This is a genomic window from Solwaraspora sp. WMMD792 (genome assembly GCF_029626105.1).
In the GTDB taxonomy this organism is placed as follows: domain Bacteria; phylum Actinomycetota; class Actinomycetes; order Mycobacteriales; family Micromonosporaceae; genus Micromonospora_E.
Genome location: NZ_JARUBH010000009.1, coordinates 569556 through 589360, shown reverse-complemented (window position 1 = coordinate 589360; position 19805 = coordinate 569556). Strand labels below are relative to the sequence as shown.

Here is a 19805-nt window from a genome sequence, read left to right as displayed (position 1 = left end):
GTGTCAGGCGCACTCACCCGGTACCGGCTGATCGCGTACGTGGTCGGCGTGGTGCTGATCCTGCTGATGGTGATCGGCATGCCGTTGAAGTACCTGTTCGACCAGGCCATCGTGGTCGAGACGGTCGGGCCGGCGCACGGGTTCCTCTACATGGTCTATCTGGTCGCCGCGTTCGACCTGGCCCGGCGGGCCAACTGGTCGCTCGGCCGGATCCTGGCGATCATGCTGGCCGGGACGGTGCCGTTCGTGTCGTTCTACGCCGAGCGGGTGGTCAGCCGCTGGGCGAGCGAGCAACCGCGTACCGAGCCGGACAAGGTGTTCACCGGCTGACACCGGGCGGGCGGTGACCGGTTGACAGCGCCCCGGCCGGGCCGGCACCGTCGTCGGGCCGACCTGGCCGGGGCGTACGGCCGACGTTGTCGGCGGCCGTGCAGCCGAGCCTCGTGCGGCGTCGGATCAACCCATCGGGTGGCCGCCGGAGCTGGTCGGCGCACCGGACAGCCCGGCGACGAATGCCGACCAGGCGGCTGCCGAGAATTCCAGGTGCACTCCGGGGTCGGTGGAGTTGCGCACCCCGACCGCCGGGCCGATCTCGGCTACCTCGACGCAGGTCGTCGCCTCGCAGCGGCGGCTCTTACGCCACGCCGGACCGGCAGTGCTGATCACAGTCACCCAGACTCCTTAATAAGGATAAATCGGTAAATTTGCCATCAGAGCACGCAGGCAATCGGGCGGACTGTATCAGTCCCCGATCTTGCCGACGCGACTGGGCGACACCGCGAAAACCAGTGGAACCGCCGTCCGGACCATGCGGAGGGGCCGGCCGTCCTTAGCAGACCTGACGGCGGCGGTGTAGCGTGCAACAGGGTGGCAACCAGCCAGGTGGCACTCTGCAAGGCACTCCCCCGGAGCGTTCCCATGCCTGCCCGACACCAGGGCCCGACCATCGGGCGTCGCCGGCTGCGTGCGGCGCTACGCCGGGCACGCGAGGCCGCCGCGCTGACCCAGGACTACGTCGCCGCTCAAATGGACTGGTCGCTGTCGAAGCTGATCCGGATCGAGTCGGGGTCGGTCAGCATCTCGACCAACGACGTCAAGGCCCTGCTGGACCTGTACGGCGTACGCGACCAGCAGCAGGTGCAGGAGCTCGTCGAGCTGGCCCGGGCGGCACGACGGCGCGCCTGGTGGAGCGGCTACAAGGACCGGGTACCGGCCGCCTACGCGGCCTACATCGGCCTGGAGGCGGAGGCGTCGGCACTGCGGTACTTCCAGCCGATCAGCTTCCCCGGCCTACTGCAGACCGAGGAGTACGCCCGCGCCGTGATCCCGGCCGACGGCCCGCACCACGTACCGGCGGCCGAGATCGAAGGGCGGGTGCAGATCCGGCTGGCCCGCCAGCACGAGGTGCTCTTCGGCGCCGATCCGCCGCAGATCGAGGTGGTCATCGACGAGGCGGCGCTGCGCCGGATGACCGGCGGCCCGCGGGTGCTGCGCGAGCAGCTCCAGCATGTGGCGAAGATGTCGGCGGCACCTCATGTCACGGTCCGGGTGCTGCCGTTCACCGCCGGAAGCAACACGGTGCTCGGGCCGTTCGTCATCCTGCACTTCGCCGACCAGGCCGACGCCGACGTGGTGTACGTGGAGAGCGCTCTGGTCGAGGAGGTCATCGACCGGGCCGACGAGGTCCGGCCGTACCAGCATGTCTTCGACCGACTACGGGCAGAATCCCTGTCACCGGCCGACTCGGTGGCGATGCTGCACGACCTCGCCCGTCAACTGGACGGGCGAGACGCGGGCTGATCGACGTCGACCAGCCCGCTGGCGACCGCAGCGACGGTCGGGCCCGCTCACCGCTGGTCGGGCACCCACGGTTCGATGGTGACCGGCTCGGACAGACCGGCCAGCCGGGACATTTCCCGGGCCCGCATCAACGCCCGGCTCACCTGGCCGTACTGGCGTTCGTCGTCGGTGCTGAACAGCAGCAACAGCAGTCCCTGGTGACGGCCCCAGAGTTCGTACGCCCGCGGCCGCAGCCGGTCGCCGAGCCAGGCGACCGCCACCGGCACGAACGCAGCCGCCAGCATGGCGAGGTAGGCCCCCGCACTGACCTCGTCCAGCCCGCGGGTGTAGCCGACGGTCACCGCGACCGCCGTCAGGGTCAGGGCGGTCACCGCGATCACCCGGCCGGTGAGCCGGTCGCGGGCGCCCCGTGCGGTCCGGAGTTCGGTGAGGTCGCGGACGGCGAACCGCCGGCCGGCCACGACGAACCATTCACCGGTCACGCAGATGCCGGGCTGCCGGTAGAAGGTCCGTCCGACACTGGAGCCGGACGGGGCGGGTACCGGGGAACCGCGTCGGGGTGGGGTCTGGCGAGTAGCACGCATAGCTGCCTCCGAAGGGCTCGTGCGGCGCTGACCTTGCGGGTCCATTGTGCAAACAGCAAGCTACTCGATGGAAGGTAGTCATTCTGCCACCTAGCAGAATGACGTACGGCAGGCCGCGTCCTGGATGGCGAATCAGACCTTTTGCGCCTATTTATCCAGATAGCTTACTGACGACAACCGCGCAGACCGACTAATGACGCATTATTCGCAATTGATCAGGCGCTGTCCAATGACGACGTACCGCAGTCGACCGGTCACGCGAAGGCAATAGGAATGTTGCCCAGAGCAGCCAACCGTCACATCCAGTAACTGTCAACGGACCCCAGCCAGTTCCATGCCACGGATCACGATCGCAGCACTTTCCGGGTCGCGACCCTTGCGGCTAAGTTGGACCGGCTGGTCCGGTCGCCAGTCGCCGGGAAGCGGTGACGCCGGTCCAGTGCCGCCGAATCGCCGTACCGAGATTATCCGACGTTACGAACAGTGATCTCACGGTTGCGATCCGGGGACCCATCGGCAACTGGGGTGAATCCGCGGTTCACCGCGGTAGGGCGAACTTCCCGCCCGAATCCGTCAGCTAACCCGGTAGGCGGCGAGGAAGAAGGGTTCTGCGTTCTTGTCAACAGCGCGGATTCTGCTGCGCACCCTGATGCTGGCCGGCGTAAGCCTCGGCCTGGTGGTACCGGCGACCGCCGCGACCGCCCAGCCGACGGTCAGCGAGCTCACGCAGCAGATCGACAAGGAATCCGAAGAGCTGGCCAAGGTCGTCGAGTCGTACAACCGGCTCAGGGAGGAGGCCAAGGCCACCCGGGCGGCGGCCGAGGAGATCGACGCCAAGCTCGGCCCGCTGCAGGCCGAACTCGCGGCGGCGCAGACCGAGGTCGGTCAGATCGCGGTCAACGCGTACAAGACCGGCGGGTTGAGCACCGCGACCGCCCTGCTCGACGGCACCTCCGGCAGCTTCATCCACCGGCTCGGCACCCTCGACCACCTGGCCCGGGACCGGCAGCAGCGGCTCACCGAGTTCACCAGCACCCAGCTGACCTACCTGGCCGAGCAGGAGAAGCTGCAGGCCGCCCTGGAGAAGCAGGACGCCCAGGTCAAGGAGCTCGCCGACCGCAAGAAGAGCATCGAAGCCGACATCGACGAGCTGATGGACAAGCGGGAACGGGCCTACGGTGCCGCGAGCGAGACCGGCTCGTCGTACACCGGGACCGTCCCGTCGGTGTCCGGTGCCGCCGGCTCGGTCGTCGAGTTCGCGTACGGAGCCATCGGCAAGCCGTACGTCTGGGCTGCCAGCGGCCCGAACGGTTACGACTGCTCGGGCCTGACGCTCGCCGCGTGGCGTACCGCCGGCAAGAGTCTGCCGCACAACGCGGCGATGCAGTGGGACGTGGTCGCGAAAATCAACCGTGGCTCACTGCAGCCCGGTGACCTGGTGTTCTACAACGGTCTCGCCCACGTCGGCCTGTACGTGGGCGGCGGCCAGGTGATCCACGCACCCACCTTCGGCCGCACCGTCGAGCTGGCCAGCGTGGACATGATGCCGCCGTACGGCTACGGCCGGGTCCGCTGACCCGGTCGCTCGCCCGACACCGCCGACGGCCCGGCATCCGCTGAGCGCGGATGCCGGGCCGTCGTCAGTTCGTCGGTGGGCGCTGTCAGTTCATCGGCGGATCAGGTCGCCTGCAGCCGATTCGTCAGGCCGCCTGCAGCCCCTCCGCCCGGGCCAGCTCCCGCAGCCGGCCCAGCGCCTGAATCTCCAGCTGACGGATGCGCTCCCGGGACAGTGAGAAGCGCGACGCGACCTCGGTCAACGAGTGCTCCCGCCCGTCCTCCAGGCCGTACCGGGCCCGCATGATGCCGGCGGACCGGTCGTCCAGGTGGTTGAGCAGGCCCTCGATCCGCTGCCGCTCCAACCCGGTGAGCACGATGTCCTCCGGCGACGGTGCGTCGCTGTCGGCCACCAGGTCGCCCAGGTTGGTGTCGCCGTCGTCGCCGACCGGGGTGTCCAGCGACACCGTGTCCTGCGACCACCGCACCAGCTCGTGCACCCGCTCGACCGGCACGCCGAGCGAGGCGGCGATCTGCTCCGGCTCCGGGTCCGAACCGAGCTCACGGGTCAACTGCCGGGCCACGTTGCGCATCCGGTTGACGTCCTCGACCAGGTGCACCGGAAGCCGTACGGTCCGCTCCTGCTGGGCGATCGCCCGGCTGATGGCCTGCCGAATCCACCAGGTCGCGTAGGTGGAGAACTTGAAACCACGCTCGTAGTCGAACTTCTCCACCGCGCGGACCAGACCGGTGTTGCCCTCCTGGATCAGGTCCAGCATCGGCATCCCGGACCGGACGTAGCGGCGGGCGATCGACACCACCAGGCGCAGGTTGGCCCGGATGAACAGGTCCTTGGCCCGTTCACCCTCGACGACCAGCCGCTCCAACTCCTCGCGGCTCACCCCGGCCCGCGGCACGCCCTGCTCCAGCAGGTGCTCCGCGTACAGACCGGCCTCGATCGCCTTGGAGAGGTCGACTTCCCGGGCCGCATCGAGCAGCGGCGTGCGGGAGATCTCATGCAGGTAGACGCCAACGAGGTCCCGCTCCTCGGCGACCTCGTCGGTCCGCAAAGCCATCGTCTTCTCCACGTTGCTCACGGTCCCCTCGTTAACCCCACGTCGTGCCCTGTCACCTGCGATGCGCATCTCCATCAGCCTCTCCCCCGTCACGTCCGCCTCCGATCCGGCGAACCTGATGTGGCAGGCCCCGCCGTATGGCGCCGACACCTGCACAACAGATGAGACGCGTCAGGGATTCCGTCTCGTGAGTCGAAGCTGACACGATTGCCTGAATAATTGCTGTGAACAGGATTGGCGTTTCCTGCCAGGCTCCTCGATCGCCGCGCTGCGTCGGGCCGGCCGACTGCCCGATTCACTGAGGTCGGCGGGGTGTGGCAGGCTCCCAGCACACCACGACACCGGGCAGGGCGCAGCGATTCCCGTCACTACCCCTCCTGCGATCCTCGTCACTGCCCGCCGGTCGGTTGGTCCTGGCCAACGCCGGTTGGTTGGTCCTGGCCAGGAGTACGGCCCGAGCGGGGTGCACGGTTCATCACCTCCCGACAGACACCGGCCTGCGGGTCACGACGCACGCGAATCGTCTGGATCCGGCCGCCACGAGGCGCCGGCTGGACGGCCGTCGTCCGGCCGCCATTCGGTCAGCCGCTGCCGGATCACTGCGGCGACCTGGGCGGCCGTACCCCGGGCGTCGATGACCACGAACCCGGCGGCCTCCGGCAGCGACCCGTATGCGGCCGCGCTGGTCGCCAGGAACTCCAGCGACTCGTGGTCGGTGCCCCGGGCGTCGATCCGCCGGGCCGCTTCGGCGGGCGGCAGCAAGAGTAGGAACGTCACGTCCGGTTGGGGAAACACCCGGTAGGCCAGCCGGGCGAGCCGCTCCCAGCGGCCTGCGCCGTGGGTGCGGATGCTGGCGTACTGGCAGACCGCGTACCGGTCCATCACCGCGATCGCCCGGCGTGAGCCGAGCACCGACCGGGCGATCGCGAGCCAGCGCAGCAACGCCTCGAGGAACATCAGCCCGCCACGGCCGACCATCCGTCGGGCGTCCGGGCGTCCGAGTCGGACCGCGAACCGGTCGAGCCAGCGTCGGCCGCCAGCGTTGCGCCAGTACCGGGCGGGCCGGCCGGCAGTTGTCAGCGCCTCGGCCAGCAGGTGCGCCTGAGTGGTCTTGCCGACCCCGTCGATGCCCACCAACGCGATCCGTCGCAGCCCGGCCGGCGGCGACCAGGCCGGATCGGCGTCCACTGTGCTCCCTGCGGGGTCCGGTGGCGGGCATGGCGGCACGGCTGACGACGTGGACTGTACGGGCGACGGCTGGCGAGGCGCGGGCCGGGACGGTGACGGTGGTGGCGCATGGGTCACTGTGACGAGCACCTTCCCAACGGTAGCGAGCACGTGCACGTCGCCACCCCGTTCACCCCTTGTGACGCGCTGTGCCTGCAGGCACGAACCGGCCGGGAACGGGTAGGCCACCGACGGGCACCGGACGACAGCCAGGAGGTGGGGAGATGACCCGGACATCGGGGCAGTCGACGCGACAGACCGGGCCGGACCGGCTCGACGGCTACACCGAGGCGGCGGTGCAGCGGCTGCTCAGCGAGCACGCCGACATCGCCGAGCAGGGGGTGGGCGTGTCCCGCCGGGACCACAGCCTGGTGTTGTGCGGGGAGGTCGAGAGCGCCCACCGGCGGGCGGAAATCGTCCGGCTGGTGGCCGAGCGCTTCCCCGGCGTACGCCTGATCGTCGACATCGTCGTCAGCCGGACCACCGCGCCGACCGAGACGGAGGAGCTGTCGTGATCCGCGTCGCGGCCGTCGGAGACGTGCACATGGACAGCGACGTGCTGGGCCGGTTCCGCCCGGCGTTGGCGCAGCTCGGCGACCGGGCCGACGTCCTGCTGCTGGCCGGCGACCTGACCCGGCACGGCACGGAGTCGGAGGCGCGGTGCGTGGCCGACGAGTTCGGCGGTCTGGCGGTCCCGGTGGTGGCGGTGCTCGGCAACCACGACCACCACTGTGACCAGGTGCCGCAGCTGGTCGGGATACTCAGCGACGCCGGGGTCACGGTGCTCGACGGCGACGGCGTGGTGGTGGACTGCCCCGGCGGCCGGCTCGGGGTGGCCGGGGTCAAAGGGTTCGGCGGCGGGTTCGCCGGGCGGTGCGCGAGCCGGTTCGGCGAGCCGGAGATGAAAGCGTTCGTCGCCACCACGGCGGACGCTGCGGATCGGCTACGGGCGGCGCTGGTCGGGCTGGATTGCGACGTACGGATAGCGCTGACCCACTATTCACCGGTGCCGGAGACGCTCACCGGCGAGCCGCCCGAGATCTACCCGTTCCTCGGTTCTTACCTGCTGGCCGAGGCGATCGACGCGGCACCGACCGACCTCGCGGTGCACGGCCACGCCCACTTCGGCAGCGAACGGGGCACCACACCCGGTGGGGTACGGGTCCGCAACGTCGCCCATCCAGTGATCAAACAGGCGTACAGCGTCTATTCGCTCGCCGGGTCGGTCGCTTGACCAGACCGGTGAAGGTTTCCGTCGCCGGGCGCAAGGGTACCCAGCGACCATGGAGCTACTTCTCTGGATTCTCGCAGTCGTCCTGGTCGTCGCCGGCGTTCTCGCGCTGTTCCGCCGGCAGCTGCTCTGGGGCATCGTGCTGATCGTCGTCGGGCTGCTGGTCGGTCCCGGTGGCGTGAGCCTGTTCGCTTGACGGTGCCGGGCGTACCCCCGGCCCTCTCGACCGACATCGACCTGACCACATCGACCCCGCGCCTGCCGGGGCCGCCGGAACCGGCCCGGTCCTCCCCACCGCGGACCGGCAACGGCGGCCCCGGCCTGACCTGTTGTTCCCTGGAGTCGCTACGCGCTCCCCGATCTGCTGTTCCCTGGAGTCGCCATGCGCTCGTGGTGGGGTCTACCGGTGTTCCTCGGCCTGGTGGCGGCGGCTGCGGCGGTCGGGGCGTTCGCCGCCCGCGACGCCGGTTCCCGATACGCCGAACTGGTCCAGCCGTCCTGGGCACCGCCGTCCTGGCTGTTCAGCCCGGTCTGGACCATCCTGTACGTGCTGATCGCCGTCGCCGGGTTCACCGTCTGGCGGCGGACCGGTGTCGGCCTGGCGATCGCCAGTTGGCTGGCCCAGCTGGTGCTCAACGCCGCCTGGACACCGCTGTTCTTCGCCGCCGGCCGGTACGGTCTGGCGTTCGTCGAGATCGTGCTCCTCTGGCTGCTCGTCGGCGCCACCGTGGTGCTGTTCTGGCGGGTCTGGCGACCGGCCGCTCTGCTGATGGTCCCGTACTGGGGCTGGGTCACCTTCGCCGCCGCGCTGAACCTGTCCATCTGGCAGCTCAACAGCTGAGTAGCGGGTCAAGGTTTCCGAATCGTTACTGGCTCGTAGCTGGTCAGGACTGGACGCGCTTCCATTGCAAGCGCTTACATGTGAAGACGCCCAGACAGCAACCGACCGGCGCAGCCAGACCGCAGGGACGCGGGGCCCGCCGGCTAGGAAGGGAGAACGCTCCATGGCGGTCTTCACCAGACCACGCCAGGCCTTCGCGCTCGCCAGCGTGCTCGGGCTGGCCCTCGCCTCGACGGCGTGTGTTTCCGACAGCGGCACCAGTGCGGACCCGGAGTCCGAGGAATGCGCCCCATACAGTGACTACCAGGGCAACGACGGCACCGAGGTGACGATCTACGCCTCGATCCGTGACGCCGAGGCGGACCTGCTCGAGCAGTCCTGGAGCGAGTTCGTCGACTGCACCGGCATCGACATCCGCTACGAGGGCAGTGGCGAGTTCGAAGCCCAGCTGCAGGTCCGGGTGGACGGCGGTAACCCGCCGGACATCGCCTTCATCCCGCAGCCCGGCCTGCTCGGCCGGTTCGCCGAGGCCGGCCAGCTGCAGGCCGCCTCGGACGAGACCAAGGCGATGGCCGAGGCCAACTACAGCGAGGACTGGCTGGCGTACGGCACGGTCGACGGCACCTTCTACGGCGCTCCGCTCGGCTCCAACGTCAAGTCCTTCGTCTGGTACTCGCCGAGCATGTTCGCCGACAACGGCTGGACCGTGCCGGAGACCTGGGACGAGCTGATCGCGCTCAGCGACGAGGTCGCCGCCACCGGCACCAAGCCGTGGTGCGTCGGGGTCGAGTCCGGTGACGCCACCGGCTGGCCGGCCACCGACTGGATCGAGGACATCATGCTCCGGACCCAGACGCCGGAGGTCTACGACCAGTGGACCACCCACGACATCCCGTTCAACGACCCGCGGGTCGCCGAGGCCGTCGACCAGGCCGGCTCGATCCTCAAGAACGAGGAGTACGTCAACGGCGGCTTCGGTGGCGTCTCCAGCATCACCGCGACCGCGTTCCAGGAGGCGGGCGTGCCGATCCTCGACGGTGACTGCGCGCTGCACCGGCAGGCCAGCTTCTACGCCAACCAGTGGCCGGAGGGCACCGAGGTGGCCGAGGACGGCGACGTCTTCGCGTTCTACTTCCCGACCAACGACCCGAGCGCCGGCCAGCCGGTCCTCGGCGGTGGCGAGTTCACCGTGGCCTTCGCCGACCGGCCCGAGGTCCAGGCGGTGCAGACCTACCTGGCCTCGCCGGAGTACGCCAACAGCCGGGCCTCGCTCGGCAACTGGGTGTCGGCCAACAGCGGGCTGGACATCGCCAACGTGGAGAACCCGATCGACCGGCTCTCCGTGGAGATCCTGCAGGACGAGAACACCACGTTCCGCTTCGACGGTTCGGACCTGATGCCGGCCGCGGTCGGCGCCGGCACCTTCTGGCGCGGCATGGTGGACTGGCTCAGCGGCCAGAGCACCGAAGAGACCCTCGACTACATCGAAGGCTCCTGGCCGACCAGCTGACATCACGCGGCCGGCCCACCCACGATCACACCGGGGGTGGGCCGGCCGCACCATAGCTGGCTCCGGTCGACGATCCGTTGGGAGGGCGGATGTACTTCGACTTCGCTGAGCAGTACCCGAAGCTGTTGATGCTGCTGTACGGCCTGATCGCGTTCGTGGTGATCGTCGGCGGCATGCTGCTGTTGCTCGACGCGGTGCCGAGCTGGTTCGCCCGCCGACGGGAGCAGCGGCTGATCGCGGCCAGCGCCGGTGGTGGTGGCGGATCGGTGCCGATCGGCCGACCCCGACGCGGCGGCGAAGGCCTGTTCGGCCTGTTCTTTCTGCTGCCAGCCCTGCTGCTGCTCGGGATCGGGCTGGTCATTCCGGCGCTGCGCACCACCGTCCTGTCGTTCATGGACGGACGCAGCGAGAACTGGGTGGGTCTGGAGAACTACCGGTGGATGTTCTCCCAGGACGAGATCATCCAGGTGCTGACCAACACCCTGATCTGGGTGATCCTGGTGCCGACGGTGGCGACCGCGATCGGCCTGCTCTACGCGATCATGGTGGACAAGGCCCGGTTCGAGGCATTGGCCAAGTCGCTGGTCTTCATGCCGATGGCGATCTCCTTCGTCGGCGCCAGCATCATCTGGCGGTTCGTCTACGCGTACCGGGGCGGCGAACAGGAGCAGTACGGCCTGCTCAACTACCTGGTCACCCTGTTCGGTTGGGAACCGCAGCGCTGGCTGCAACTGAACGCGCCACTGAACACGCTGCTGCTGATCGTGGTGATGATCTGGATCCAGGCCGGATTCGCGATGGTCGTGCTCTCCGCCGCGATCAAGGCGATCCCGGCCGACATCATCGAAGCCGCCCGCCTCGACGGGGTGAACGCCTGGCAGATGTTCTGGCGGGTCACCATGCCGAGCATCCGCCCGGCGCTGATCGTCGTGGTGGTGACCATCTCGATCGCCACCCTGAAGGTCTTCGACATCGTCCGGACGATGACCAACGGCAACTACGACACCGGTGTGATCGCCAACGAGATGTACAACCAGGCGTTCCGCTACGGCCAGAACGGCTACGGCTCGGCCCTGGCGGTGTTCCTGTTCGTGCTGGTCATCCCGATCGTCATCTACCAGATCCGTAACCTGCGCAAGCAGCGGGAGGTGTGACACCCGTGACCACCACCACGCCCCCCGTGGCCGCTCCGGCCAGCAGCGGGGAGGAACGGCCCCGTACCCGGGTCGGCCGGGTACGTAAGCGGCTCAACACTCCGACAGCGACGATCGTCGCGATCGTCATCGCGGTGATCTGGACCATCCCGACGTTCGGTCTGTTCGTCTCCTCGTTCCGACCGGCCGAGGAGATCCGGACCACCGGTTGGTGGACCTTCTTCACCAACCCGCAGGTCACTCTGCAGAACTACCAGGACGTGCTGTTCGGCCGGTCCTCGTCGTCCGGGCAGTTGTCCAGCTACTTCGTCAACTCGCTGGTGATCACCATCCCGTCGGTGCTGTTCCCGCTGGCCTTCGCGGCACTGGCCGCGTACGCGCTGGCCTGGATCAACTTCCGCGGCCGGGACCTGATCTACATCTGCATCTTCGCGCTGCAGATCGTGCCGCTGCAGATGGCGCTGGTGCCGTTGCTGCGGTTCTTCTCGCAGGGCACCACCATCGGCGGCGTCACCATCACCCCGCCCTGGGGGCTGGACAGCTACGAACGCTACGTCCAGGTCTGGTTCGCGCACACCTGCTTCGCGCTGCCGCTGGGCGTCTTCCTGCTGCACAACTTCGTGTCGCAGCTGCCCAAGGACCTGATGGAGGCGGCCCGGGTCGACGGGGCCAGCCACCCGAAGATCTTCCGGACCATCGTGCTGCCGCTGATCGCCCCGGCGCTGGCCGCGTTCGGCATCTTCCAGTTCCTCTGGGTGTGGAACGACCTGCTCGTCGCGTTGATCTTCGCGGGTGGCGAGAGTCGGGTGGCACCACTGACGGTACGGCTGGCCGAACTCGCCGGCACCCGAGGTGATCAATGGCAACGCCTGACCTCGGGCGCCTTCGTCTCGATCATCGTGCCGTTGATCGTCTTCCTCTCCCTGCAGCGGTACTTCGTCCGAGGGCTGCTGGCCGGCAGCGTCAAGGGCTGACCGCGAGGGCGACGCCGGCCGCGACCGCGCGGAGGGCGAGGTGATGATCCATGACCAGAATCGACGACGTCGCCCGGCTGGCCGGGGTCTCCACGGCGACCGTCTCGCGGGCCCTGCGGGGCCTGCCGACGGTCACCGAGGCGACCCGGCTGCGGGTCCTCGACGCCGCCGCGCAACTCGGATACATCGCCTCGCCCAGCGCGTCGCGGCTGGCCGGCGGCAAGACCCGGGCCGTCGCGGTCGTGGTGCCCCGGATCACCCGCTGGTTCTTCAGCACCGTCGTCGAAGCCGCCGAGGACACGCTGCAGGAAGCCGGCTACGACCTGCTGCTGTACAACCTCGGCGGGCGGGAGAACGCCCGGCAGCGGATGCTGCACACCGCCAGCCTGCGCCACCGGGTGGACGCGCTGATGCTGGTCGCCACCCCGCTGCGCCGGACCGACTTCGCCGCCATCTCCGCGTTGGGCATGCCGGGGGTCACGGTCAGCTCCGGCACCGGCGTGCCCGGCTGGCCCAGCATCCGGATCGACGACGTGGCCGCCGCCCGGACCGCCACCGGCCACCTGATCGGGCTCGGGCACCGGCGGATCGCCCACATCTCCGGCAACTCCGGTGAAGAACTGGCCTTCACCGCTCACCTGGACCGCCGCCGCGGCTACCGGGAAGCACTGGTCACGGCCGGTCTCACCCCGGACCCGGCACTGGACGTGGAGGGCGACTTCACCATCGCCGGCGGCGGACTGGCCACGGCAGAACTGCTGCGCCGTGGCCCGGTGCCGACCGCGATCTTCGCCGCCTGCGACGAGATGGCGCTCGGCGCCATCGCCGTGCTGCGGCAGGCCGGGTTGCGGGTGCCGGCCGACGTCAGCGTGATCGGCATCGACGACCACGACGTGGCCCGGGTGGTCGGGCTGACCACCGTCGCCCAACCCGCCGCCGAGCAGGGCCGGCTGGCCGCCGGTACGCTGCTCGGCCCGCTGGCCGGCACCGCCGCCGAGCCGACCGACACGGTGACCCTGCCCACCCGACTGGTGGTCCGCGAGTCGACCGCGCCACCCCGGGAAACCGGGTAACCGCACCGGCCGACCTGGTAGACCCACGTACGAGGCACTGGTAAGCCTGCTGACAGAGACGTTCCTGGCAGCAGGTAAACCCCGCCAACCGAGCTGAACTGAGGAGCATACTGGTGAACACGCCATCGACCCGTACCCGTGACGGTGCCGGGAACCGTACCGGCACCGACTGGTGGCGGGAGGCGGTCATCTACCAGATCTACCCCCGGTCGTTCGCCGACTCCGACGGCGACGGCATCGGTGACCTGCCCGGCGTCGTCGCCCGGCTGGACGATCTCGTCGCCCTCGGCGTCGACGCGATCTGGCTGTCACCGTTCTACCCGTCGCCGCAGGCCGACGCCGGCTACGACGTGGCCGACTACCGCGACGTCGACCCGATCTTCGGCCGGCTCGCCGACGCCGACCGGCTGATCGCCGAGGCCCACGACCGGGGGCTGCGGGTGATCGTCGACCTGGTACCGAACCACACCTCGTCGGCACACCCCTGGTTCGTCGAGGCGCTCGGCGCCGAGCCGGGCAGCCCGGCCCGGGACCGGTACATCTTCCGCGACGGCCGCGGCCCGAACGGGGAACAGCCGCCGAACAGCTGGCGGTCCGTCTTCGGCGGCCCGGCCTGGACCAGGACCGACAACCCGGACGGTACGCCGGGCCAGTGGTACCTGCACCTGTTCGACGCCGGCCAGCCCGACCTCAACTGGGACTCCACGCAGGTCCGCGACGAGTTCGTGGCCATCCTGCGGTTCTGGCTGGACCGGGGCGTCGACGGCTTCCGGGTCGACGTGGCGCACGGCCTGGTCAAGCAGGCCGACCTGGCCGACTGGCACTACCCGGAGGAAACCACCTCCGGCGACCACGTCGACCAGCCCCGCCCGCCGATGTGGGACCAGGACGGCGTACACGACATCTACCGGCAGTGGCGGTCGGTGCTGGACGAGCACCCCGGGGAGCAGATCCTGGTCGCCGAGGCGTGGGTGCAGCCGGCGGAGCGGCTCGCCGCGTACGTCCGACCGGACGAGATGCACCAGGCGTTCAACTTCGAGTACCTGGAGGCGGCGTGGACCTCCGAGGCGCAGCGTACGGTGATCGAACGCTCGTTGGCCGCCACCGACAAGGTCGGCGCGCCCACCACCTGGGTGTTGTCCAACCATGATGTGCTGCGCCACGCCACCCGGCTGGCGCTGCCGATCGGCGCGGCCCGGCCGCGCGGCATCGGCGCGAACGACCCGCAGCCGGACACCGCGCTGGGGCTGCGCCGGGCCCGCGCCGCCACCCTGCTGATGCTGGCGCTGCCCGGCTCGGCCTACCTCTACCAGGGTGAGGAGCTGGGTCTGCCGGAGCACACCACGCTGCCGGACGAGGTCCGGCAGGACCCGACCTGGCGGCGCACCGACCACACCGAGCGGGGTCGGGACGGCTGCCGGGTGCCGATCCCGTGGGAGGCGGACAGCCCGTCGTACGGGTTCGGGCCGACCGACGCCAGCTGGCTGCCGCAGCCGCCGGTGTGGGCCGAGTACGCCCTCGACCGGCAGCGCGACGTGCCGGGGTCGACCTACGAGCTGTACCGGACGGCGCTGCGACTGCGCCGCGAGCTGGGGCTCGGCGCCGGCCGGCTGCGGTGGCTGGAGTCGCCGGAGGACGTACTCGCCTACTGCGCCGACGAGGTGACCGTGGTGACGAACTTCGGTGCCGAACCGGTGTCGCTGCCGCCGGGCACCGAGCCGCTGATCGCCAGCGGTCCGCTGAACGGCAGCGGGCGGGTGCCGACCGACGTCACCGTCTGGGCCCGGCAGCGCGTTCGCTGAGCAGGGTGTGCACGTCGGCGATGTCGCCCGGCGCCGACCGGGACGCCAGCCAGTACATGATCCCGGTCGGGATGAAGAACAGCTGGAACACGGCCAGGCCGACGGCGTAGTTCAACGGCGGTGGGACGACGCCGCCGACCGCCCGCAGGGCGACCGGCAGCAGCGCGTTGCCGGTCGCCCGCCCCACCCCGTTGACCAGGTTGCCGAGGCTGTAGACGGTGCCCCGGTGCTCCGGCGGGTTGACGTCGGCGATCAACGCGAACCAGTTCGGCGAGTTCGCCGAGGTCAACGCCAGGGCGAGCAGCGCGGTGAGGAAGCTCAGCCCGATCGTCGGCTCGGTGAACACGCCGCCCAGCACGGCGGCGGTCACCGCACCGGCACCCGCGCCGTCCGGCACGTCGATGCGCATCGGCACGAAGAACAACACCAGGTAGAACGGCACCGCGGCGAGGATGCCGACGGCCGCGACCAGGGCCCGGCCCCGGGGGGTACGCCGTTGCAGCCGGTCGCCGACCAGCCCACCGACGATCGACAGCGCCCCGCCGAGCTGGAACAGGGTGGCGAAGACGCTGCCGACGATGATCGCCGTACCGGCGGTGTAGCCCTGCTCCTCGGCGCGGGCCCGGAACAGCGCCGGCAGCCACACCAGCGAGCCGAACGCGACCTGCGCGGTGAGCCCCTGCGCCACCAGCCAGATGTTGGTCCGCCGCCGGGCGATCGTCGGCAGGTCGGCCCGGCTGATCCGGTGCTCGTACTCGCCGCCGGCGGCGAACCGGTCGGCCAGCTCCGGCTGGCTCTGCCCGCGCCGCACGTCGACGGTGAACAGGTACGCCACCGTGGCTGCCAGCCCGGCGGCGGCGAGCACCAGGAACGGCCGCCGCCAGTCGGCGTGCCCGAGCAGCCCACCGAGCAGGGTGCCGGCCAGCGTGCCGACGCCCTGCGACAGCCCCCAGAAGCTCATCACCAGACCCCGTCGGGCCGGGGTGATCAGATCACTGACCACGGAAAACCCGACCGAGGCGACCGCGCCGAGCCCGACGGCGGCGACCAGCTGCGCGGCGAAGAACAGCGGGTAGCTGCCGGCGAGGGCGGTACCGGCCGCGCCGAGGCCCCAGATCACCGTACCGGCCATCAGCAGCGGTTTGCGGTTGCCGTGGTCGCCGACGTACGCCCAGCCGACTGCGGCGATCGCGCTGACCAGGAAGGTCGCGGCGGTGACCGCGCCGATCGCCCCTTCCGGTACGGCGTACGTGTCGGCGATGCTGCCGTACAGCGGCGGGACCAGGCCGATCGCCACGTTGTCCAGCGAGGCGAGCACGATGAACACGACGACGCTGTAGATGCGGTGCGCCCGCCCACCGGTCAGCGTCATGCCGACGAGTATGGATCAGCACGCCGTCGATCGGTGCGCGGGCCACCGTCAGCCGAGGAGAATGCCCAGCATGCCAGCGGACTACCGCCCGTACGGAGACCGCAAACCGTACGTCGTGCCGGACACCCTCATCGCGCTGGCCGGCCCGACCGAGGGCGTGGTCACCCTTCCCCACCATCTGGACTGGTCCGGCGACGCCGAGTACGACCTGGGCCGCCCCGCTCGCCTCGCCAGCATGTACAAGGTGGTGCTGAACGAGGCCGCCACGGTCGACGACCTGAACATCTGGCTCAACGCCGACCTGCTCCGGCAACTCTGGCCCGCCCTCTGGCTGCCACCCCAACTGCGACGACTCTGGGAGGGCACCTTCCCCGAACTCGTCACCACCGGCACCATGCTGCCCATGCCAGACGCGACTCCGACACGACACACCTGATCCGAGTGCGCCTTACTTACTGCGCGGAAAGACTCTGACCTCCGCGCCGTGACCGCTGCGGGCGAGCTTGTGGTCGCAGGTGTACATCGGCACCGTCAAGGCCTCGGCGAGCGCCACGTAGCAGGCATCGTAGGTCGTAAGGTTGTTGCGGAGCTGCCAGACACGGTCCGCGAGCCCGGCAAGATCGTAACGCTCGATAGTGAACGTGTAATGGTCCGTTCGCGCCTGTTCGGCAACTGTGGGTTCGAGTTCTCGGAAAGAACCTCGACGTCCAGCAAGTGCGGAGCATGCAGGTCATCTCGGAATGCGTCGAACAGCTCTTCATCGACCTGGCGGCCGACAAGGACCTCAACCATGGCGGAGGAATCGATGACGATCATCGCCGGCTGTTCTGCACTGCCTCGACGATCTCAGACGTCAGTGGACCAGCAGATCTGTTCCGGGCCTTGAGCCTCTGGACGATCTCGGCATTCGTGCAGGGCGCGCCCTGGTCCGGGGACCGGTCGACGAGCCGGTAGGAGGGCAGCCCGCGTCGGCGGATCAGCCATTCGGCGACGATCACGTTGGGCAACCAGGACAGGAACGGCACGGCGGCGTAGGCGGTCTCGAACAGCAGGTCCGGATCCGCGTCCGGCCCGGCGGACGGCAACTGGACCACGATGAGGACACCGACCCACGAGCGCAGGGTGACAGCGGCGAACGTCAACGCGTAGTTGCGAATCATCCAGGCCTGATGCTGGCGCAGGTCCCGCCGCCGCGCGGTGTCGAAGCCGCGCCACGCCGTGAATGCCCAGAGCAGCGCGACTGCGCCGAACCCGAAGAAGCCGACCATCCGGGCCTGGTTGAACGGCAGCATCACCAGTGCGCTCACCGCCGCAACGCTGACGGTGAGCAGGTACGCCATGCCGACCGAGCGGTGGGCCGCCGGCCAGCGGCGGCGCAGCCGCTGGGAGAACTGCCACGGCCCGAGCAGCAGCGCGAGCGACCCGAGGGCGACGTGGACGAAGAACGCCACCCGGACCGGCAGCGGCGCGTCCACGTAGGTGCCGGCCAGCCCGGCACCGTCGTCGGCGAGGGCGCGCAGGTCGGCGCTGGCGTAGGTGTACAACGAGAACCCGCCGATTGCGAGCGAGGTCAACAGCACCGCCGTCCAGCCGGTACGGGACCGCCGCACCGGTCTACCCCTGTTCGTCCGCACCGGTGGTGACGCCACCACTGCCGTGTCGCTCATGACCGCCCCCTGGCGAGTATGTAAGTGCCATTCACAATGTAAGTGACGTCAACATACGGCCTGATGTTAATGTCGTCAACATGGCAGCTGGGGCCACTCGCCGGACGTACCACCACGGAGCGCTACGCGATGCGCTGCTCGCCGGTGCCCGAGAGCTGCTGGCCGAACGCGGCGCGGAGGGCTTCAGCCTCAATGAGCTGGCCCGGCGGGTCGGCGTCAGCTCCGCAGCGCCGTACCGGCACTTCACCGACCGCGAGGCGCTGCTGTCCGCGCTGCGTGACGAGGGGTACGACGCGTTCGGTGCTGCCCAGCGCGCCGCCGCCGCGCAGGCAACCGACCCCGCCGACCGCATCATCCGCCTGGTCGCCGCGTACCTGCGCTTCGCCGAGGAGAACAGCGCAATCTTCGGCATGATGTTCCGGTACTGGTCGTGGGCCGAGGTACGGCCTGACACCTTCGCGCCCCTGGTCGACGCGGTGACCGAGGCGCAGGAGGCGAGTTTCCTGCCCGCCGGTCAGTCCGCCACCGCTCTGGCCCGCACCATCTGGTGCACCGTCCACGGCCTGACGACCTTGCGTCTCACCGGTGGCCTGAAGAAACTCGGCCTGGACGCCCCGTCGGACCAGCTGATCAGAGACACGTTCGCGGCGATCCTGCGCGACCCGGCCGGCTGAGATTGACGTCGTCGAGGTGAGGCTGACGCACGTTATTTCCGTGTTTTAACGTGCGTCAGCCTCACCTCGACGAACGCAGAGAAAGCCCCGGGACCGTGGCGACTGGCGCGGGGTCCCGGGGCTCTATGTACTCCGGCTACGGATGGCCGGAGTGGGTTCGCAGAATCTCAGGCGTACGTCTTGGCCAGCTCGACGAAGCTCGACCAGGACGACGGGGCGAAGGTCAACGTACCGCCGTCACGGTTCTTGGTGTCCCGGACGTAGACGCGTCCTGGCAGGTTGTCGGCCACCTCGACACAGTTCGCCGAGTCGGATCTGGTGCTCTTGCGCCAACGCGCCTCGGTCAGCTCCATGTCTCGATCGCCTCCATGATCATCTCTTGGGACTGCTGGCCGGGCAGAGCGTACCCCCGGATCGTCTCCCAGTCCTCTTCCAGCGCCTCGGTGGCATCCGTGGCTTCGATCAACCGCCCTTCCAGGTGGCCTTCGAGGAAGCCGACCGTCCGGCCGTCCACGGTCGCCAGCACCATCGGCCCGAGCACCCCGGGATAGCCACCGGTGGCGAACGGCACGATGTGCACCTGCACGTTCTGCCGCTGGTTGGCGTCGGCGATCGCCTTCAACTGGTCGCGCATCACCTCCGACCCGCCCACGGAGCGGCGTAGCACGATCTCGTCGAGCACCACCACCAGCCGGCAGGCGTTGGTGGCCCGGGTGACGATCTCCTGGCGGTCCAGTCGGGCAGCCAACGTCGGCTCAAGCTCCTCCGGCTTGGTGTTGAGCGCCTGCAACAATGCGCGCGCGTACGCCTCGGTCTGCAGCAGGCCGGGCATCACCATCGGTTGGAAGATCCGCAGCAGTTTCGCGCGACTCTCGTATTCGACGAACGGGCGGTACCACACCGGAGTCCACTCGCCACGGATGAACTCCCGATAGAACTTCATGAACGCGGTGCCGTGCGCCCGGTCCACTGCAGTGAGGTAATCCGGGAGCGCCGGCCGCTCGCCACGCTCCACCGCCCCGACGTGCGATGCGGAGAAGTGGATGCGCTCGCCCCAGGCCTCCTGGGTGAGACCCAGCAACTCCCGGATCCGCCGAAGGTCCCCTATCAGATACTCGCTCGCAGACATAGACGTTCACATCCCCCAATTCAACACGGCGTACCACTCTCCGGTGTCGGACATTCCCTGGAGTCACCCGTCAGAGCCCCGTGGCCACCTAGTCACCCTCGGTCGCCATTCATCTTCCGCCGAGTGGGGCTGGCAGT

General features: G+C 69.5%; 22 protein-coding genes and 1 riboswitch. Of the genes, 14 read left to right on the top strand and 8 right to left on the bottom strand.

Annotated elements, in window-relative coordinates; translation table 11 throughout:
- Positions 1-330, top strand: a complete 330-nt coding sequence (locus O7629_RS04170; RefSeq protein WP_278167589.1) for a DUF3817 domain-containing protein — start codon at positions 1-3, stop codon at positions 328-330.
- A 126-nt stretch (positions 331-456) separates the two neighbouring features.
- On the opposite strand, the gene O7629_RS04165 is transcribed toward O7629_RS04170, so the two are convergent.
- Entirely contained in the window at positions 457-672 is a 216-nt protein-coding gene (locus O7629_RS04165) for a DUF397 domain-containing protein (protein WP_278167587.1), read from the bottom strand.
- Positions 673-918: 246 nt separating this feature from the next.
- Between O7629_RS04165 and O7629_RS04160 the strand changes: the two genes are divergently transcribed.
- A complete protein-coding gene (locus O7629_RS04160) occupies positions 919-1800 on the top strand; it encodes a helix-turn-helix transcriptional regulator (RefSeq protein WP_278167585.1) in 882 nt (293 codons plus the stop codon).
- Positions 1801-1847: 47 nt separating this feature from the next.
- Here O7629_RS04160 and O7629_RS04155 read toward each other — a convergent pair whose 3' ends face one another.
- On the bottom strand, positions 1848-2384 hold the full coding sequence (locus tag O7629_RS04155; protein WP_278167583.1) for a DUF6232 family protein: 537 nt from the start codon (positions 2382-2384) through the stop codon (positions 1848-1850).
- A 459-nt stretch (positions 2385-2843) separates the two neighbouring features.
- Positions 2844-2990, top strand: a riboswitch (cyclic di-AMP (ydaO/yuaA leader).
- 43 nt (positions 2991-3033) lie between these two features.
- On the opposite strand from O7629_RS04155, the gene O7629_RS04150 reads away from it, so the two are divergent.
- Entirely contained in the window at positions 3034-3960 is a 927-nt protein-coding gene (locus O7629_RS04150; RefSeq protein WP_278174399.1) for an NlpC/P60 family protein, read from the top strand.
- Between the two features lie 124 nt (positions 3961-4084).
- Here O7629_RS04150 and O7629_RS04145 read toward each other — a convergent pair whose 3' ends face one another.
- Positions 4085-5083 carry a sigma-70 family RNA polymerase sigma factor gene (locus O7629_RS04145; RefSeq protein ID WP_278174398.1) on the bottom strand — a complete coding sequence of 333 codons (999 nt, stop codon included), beginning with the start codon at positions 5081-5083 and terminating at the stop codon, positions 4085-4087.
- Between the two features lie 435 nt (positions 5084-5518).
- Positions 5519-6202 (bottom strand): dTMP kinase, encoded by a 684-nt coding sequence (locus tag O7629_RS04140; RefSeq protein WP_278167582.1) that lies wholly within the window; start codon positions 6200-6202, stop codon positions 5519-5521.
- 263 nt (positions 6203-6465) lie between these two features.
- Here O7629_RS04140 and O7629_RS04135 point away from each other — a divergent pair, with 263 nt between their 5' ends.
- The 9 genes from O7629_RS04135 to O7629_RS04095 all read left to right on the top strand — a co-directional run bounded on the left by O7629_RS04135 (position 6466) and on the right by O7629_RS04095 (position 14826).
- A complete protein-coding gene (locus O7629_RS04135) occupies positions 6466-6756 on the top strand; it encodes a hypothetical protein (protein WP_233605682.1) in 291 nt (96 codons plus the stop codon).
- A 29-nt stretch (positions 6757-6785) separates the two neighbouring features.
- The gene (locus tag O7629_RS04130) at positions 6786-7475 is read left to right on the top strand and encodes a metallophosphoesterase (RefSeq protein WP_278174397.1); all 690 of its coding nucleotides are present in this window, start codon (positions 6786-6788) and stop codon (positions 7473-7475) included.
- A 49-nt stretch (positions 7476-7524) separates the two neighbouring features.
- Entirely contained in the window at positions 7525-7668 is a 144-nt protein-coding gene (locus tag O7629_RS04125) for a GPGG-motif small membrane protein (protein WP_199757467.1), read from the top strand.
- Between the two features lie 186 nt (positions 7669-7854).
- Positions 7855-8313, top strand: a complete 459-nt coding sequence (locus O7629_RS04120) for a TspO/MBR family protein (RefSeq protein WP_278167580.1) — start codon at positions 7855-7857, stop codon at positions 8311-8313.
- 163 nt (positions 8314-8476) lie between these two features.
- The gene (locus tag O7629_RS04115) at positions 8477-9823 is read left to right on the top strand and encodes an ABC transporter substrate-binding protein (RefSeq protein WP_278167578.1); all 1347 of its coding nucleotides are present in this window, start codon (positions 8477-8479) and stop codon (positions 9821-9823) included.
- Positions 9824-9912: 89 nt separating this feature from the next.
- A complete protein-coding gene (locus tag O7629_RS04110) occupies positions 9913-10977 on the top strand; it encodes a sugar ABC transporter permease (protein ID WP_278167576.1) in 1065 nt (354 codons plus the stop codon).
- 5 nt (positions 10978-10982) lie between these two features.
- Positions 10983-11951 (top strand): carbohydrate ABC transporter permease, encoded by a 969-nt coding sequence (locus O7629_RS04105; RefSeq protein ID WP_123600331.1) that lies wholly within the window; start codon positions 10983-10985, stop codon positions 11949-11951.
- A gap of 50 nt (positions 11952-12001) precedes the next feature.
- Positions 12002-13024 carry a LacI family DNA-binding transcriptional regulator gene (locus O7629_RS04100; protein WP_278167573.1) on the top strand — a complete coding sequence of 341 codons (1023 nt, stop codon included), beginning with the start codon at positions 12002-12004 and terminating at the stop codon, positions 13022-13024.
- A 113-nt stretch (positions 13025-13137) separates the two neighbouring features.
- Entirely contained in the window at positions 13138-14826 is a 1689-nt protein-coding gene (locus O7629_RS04095) for an alpha-amylase family glycosyl hydrolase (protein ID WP_278167572.1), read from the top strand.
- Here O7629_RS04095 and O7629_RS04090 read toward each other — a convergent pair.
- Positions 14795-16198, bottom strand: coding sequence for an MFS transporter (locus O7629_RS04090; protein ID WP_278167570.1), 1404 nt, complete (start codon positions 16196-16198; stop codon positions 14795-14797). The genes O7629_RS04095 and O7629_RS04090 overlap by 32 nt on opposite strands.
- A 70-nt stretch (positions 16199-16268) precedes the next feature.
- On the opposite strand from O7629_RS04090, the gene O7629_RS04085 reads away from it, so the two are divergent.
- Entirely contained in the window at positions 16269-16634 is a 366-nt protein-coding gene (locus tag O7629_RS04085) for a hypothetical protein (protein ID WP_278167569.1), read from the top strand.
- A 376-nt stretch (positions 16635-17010) separates the two neighbouring features.
- Here the strand turns inward: O7629_RS04085 and O7629_RS04080 are convergent, their stop codons facing one another.
- The gene (locus tag O7629_RS04080; protein ID WP_278167568.1) at positions 17011-17865 is read right to left on the bottom strand and encodes a DUF2306 domain-containing protein; all 855 of its coding nucleotides are present in this window, start codon (positions 17863-17865) and stop codon (positions 17011-17013) included.
- 80 nt (positions 17866-17945) lie between these two features.
- Here O7629_RS04080 and O7629_RS04075 point away from each other — a divergent pair, with 80 nt between their 5' ends.
- Positions 17946-18539, top strand: a complete 594-nt coding sequence (locus O7629_RS04075) for a TetR/AcrR family transcriptional regulator (RefSeq protein ID WP_278167566.1) — start codon at positions 17946-17948, stop codon at positions 18537-18539.
- Between the two features lie 167 nt (positions 18540-18706).
- Here the strand turns inward: O7629_RS04075 and O7629_RS04070 are convergent, their stop codons facing one another.
- On the bottom strand, positions 18707-18892 hold the full coding sequence (locus O7629_RS04070) for a DUF397 domain-containing protein (protein WP_278167564.1): 186 nt from the start codon (positions 18890-18892) through the stop codon (positions 18707-18709).
- Positions 18883-19668 carry a helix-turn-helix transcriptional regulator gene (locus O7629_RS04065; protein WP_278167563.1) on the bottom strand — a complete coding sequence of 262 codons (786 nt, stop codon included), beginning with the start codon at positions 19666-19668 and terminating at the stop codon, positions 18883-18885. The genes O7629_RS04070 and O7629_RS04065 overlap by 10 nt, the downstream gene beginning before the upstream one ends.
- Positions 19669-19805 lie beyond the last annotated feature (137 nt).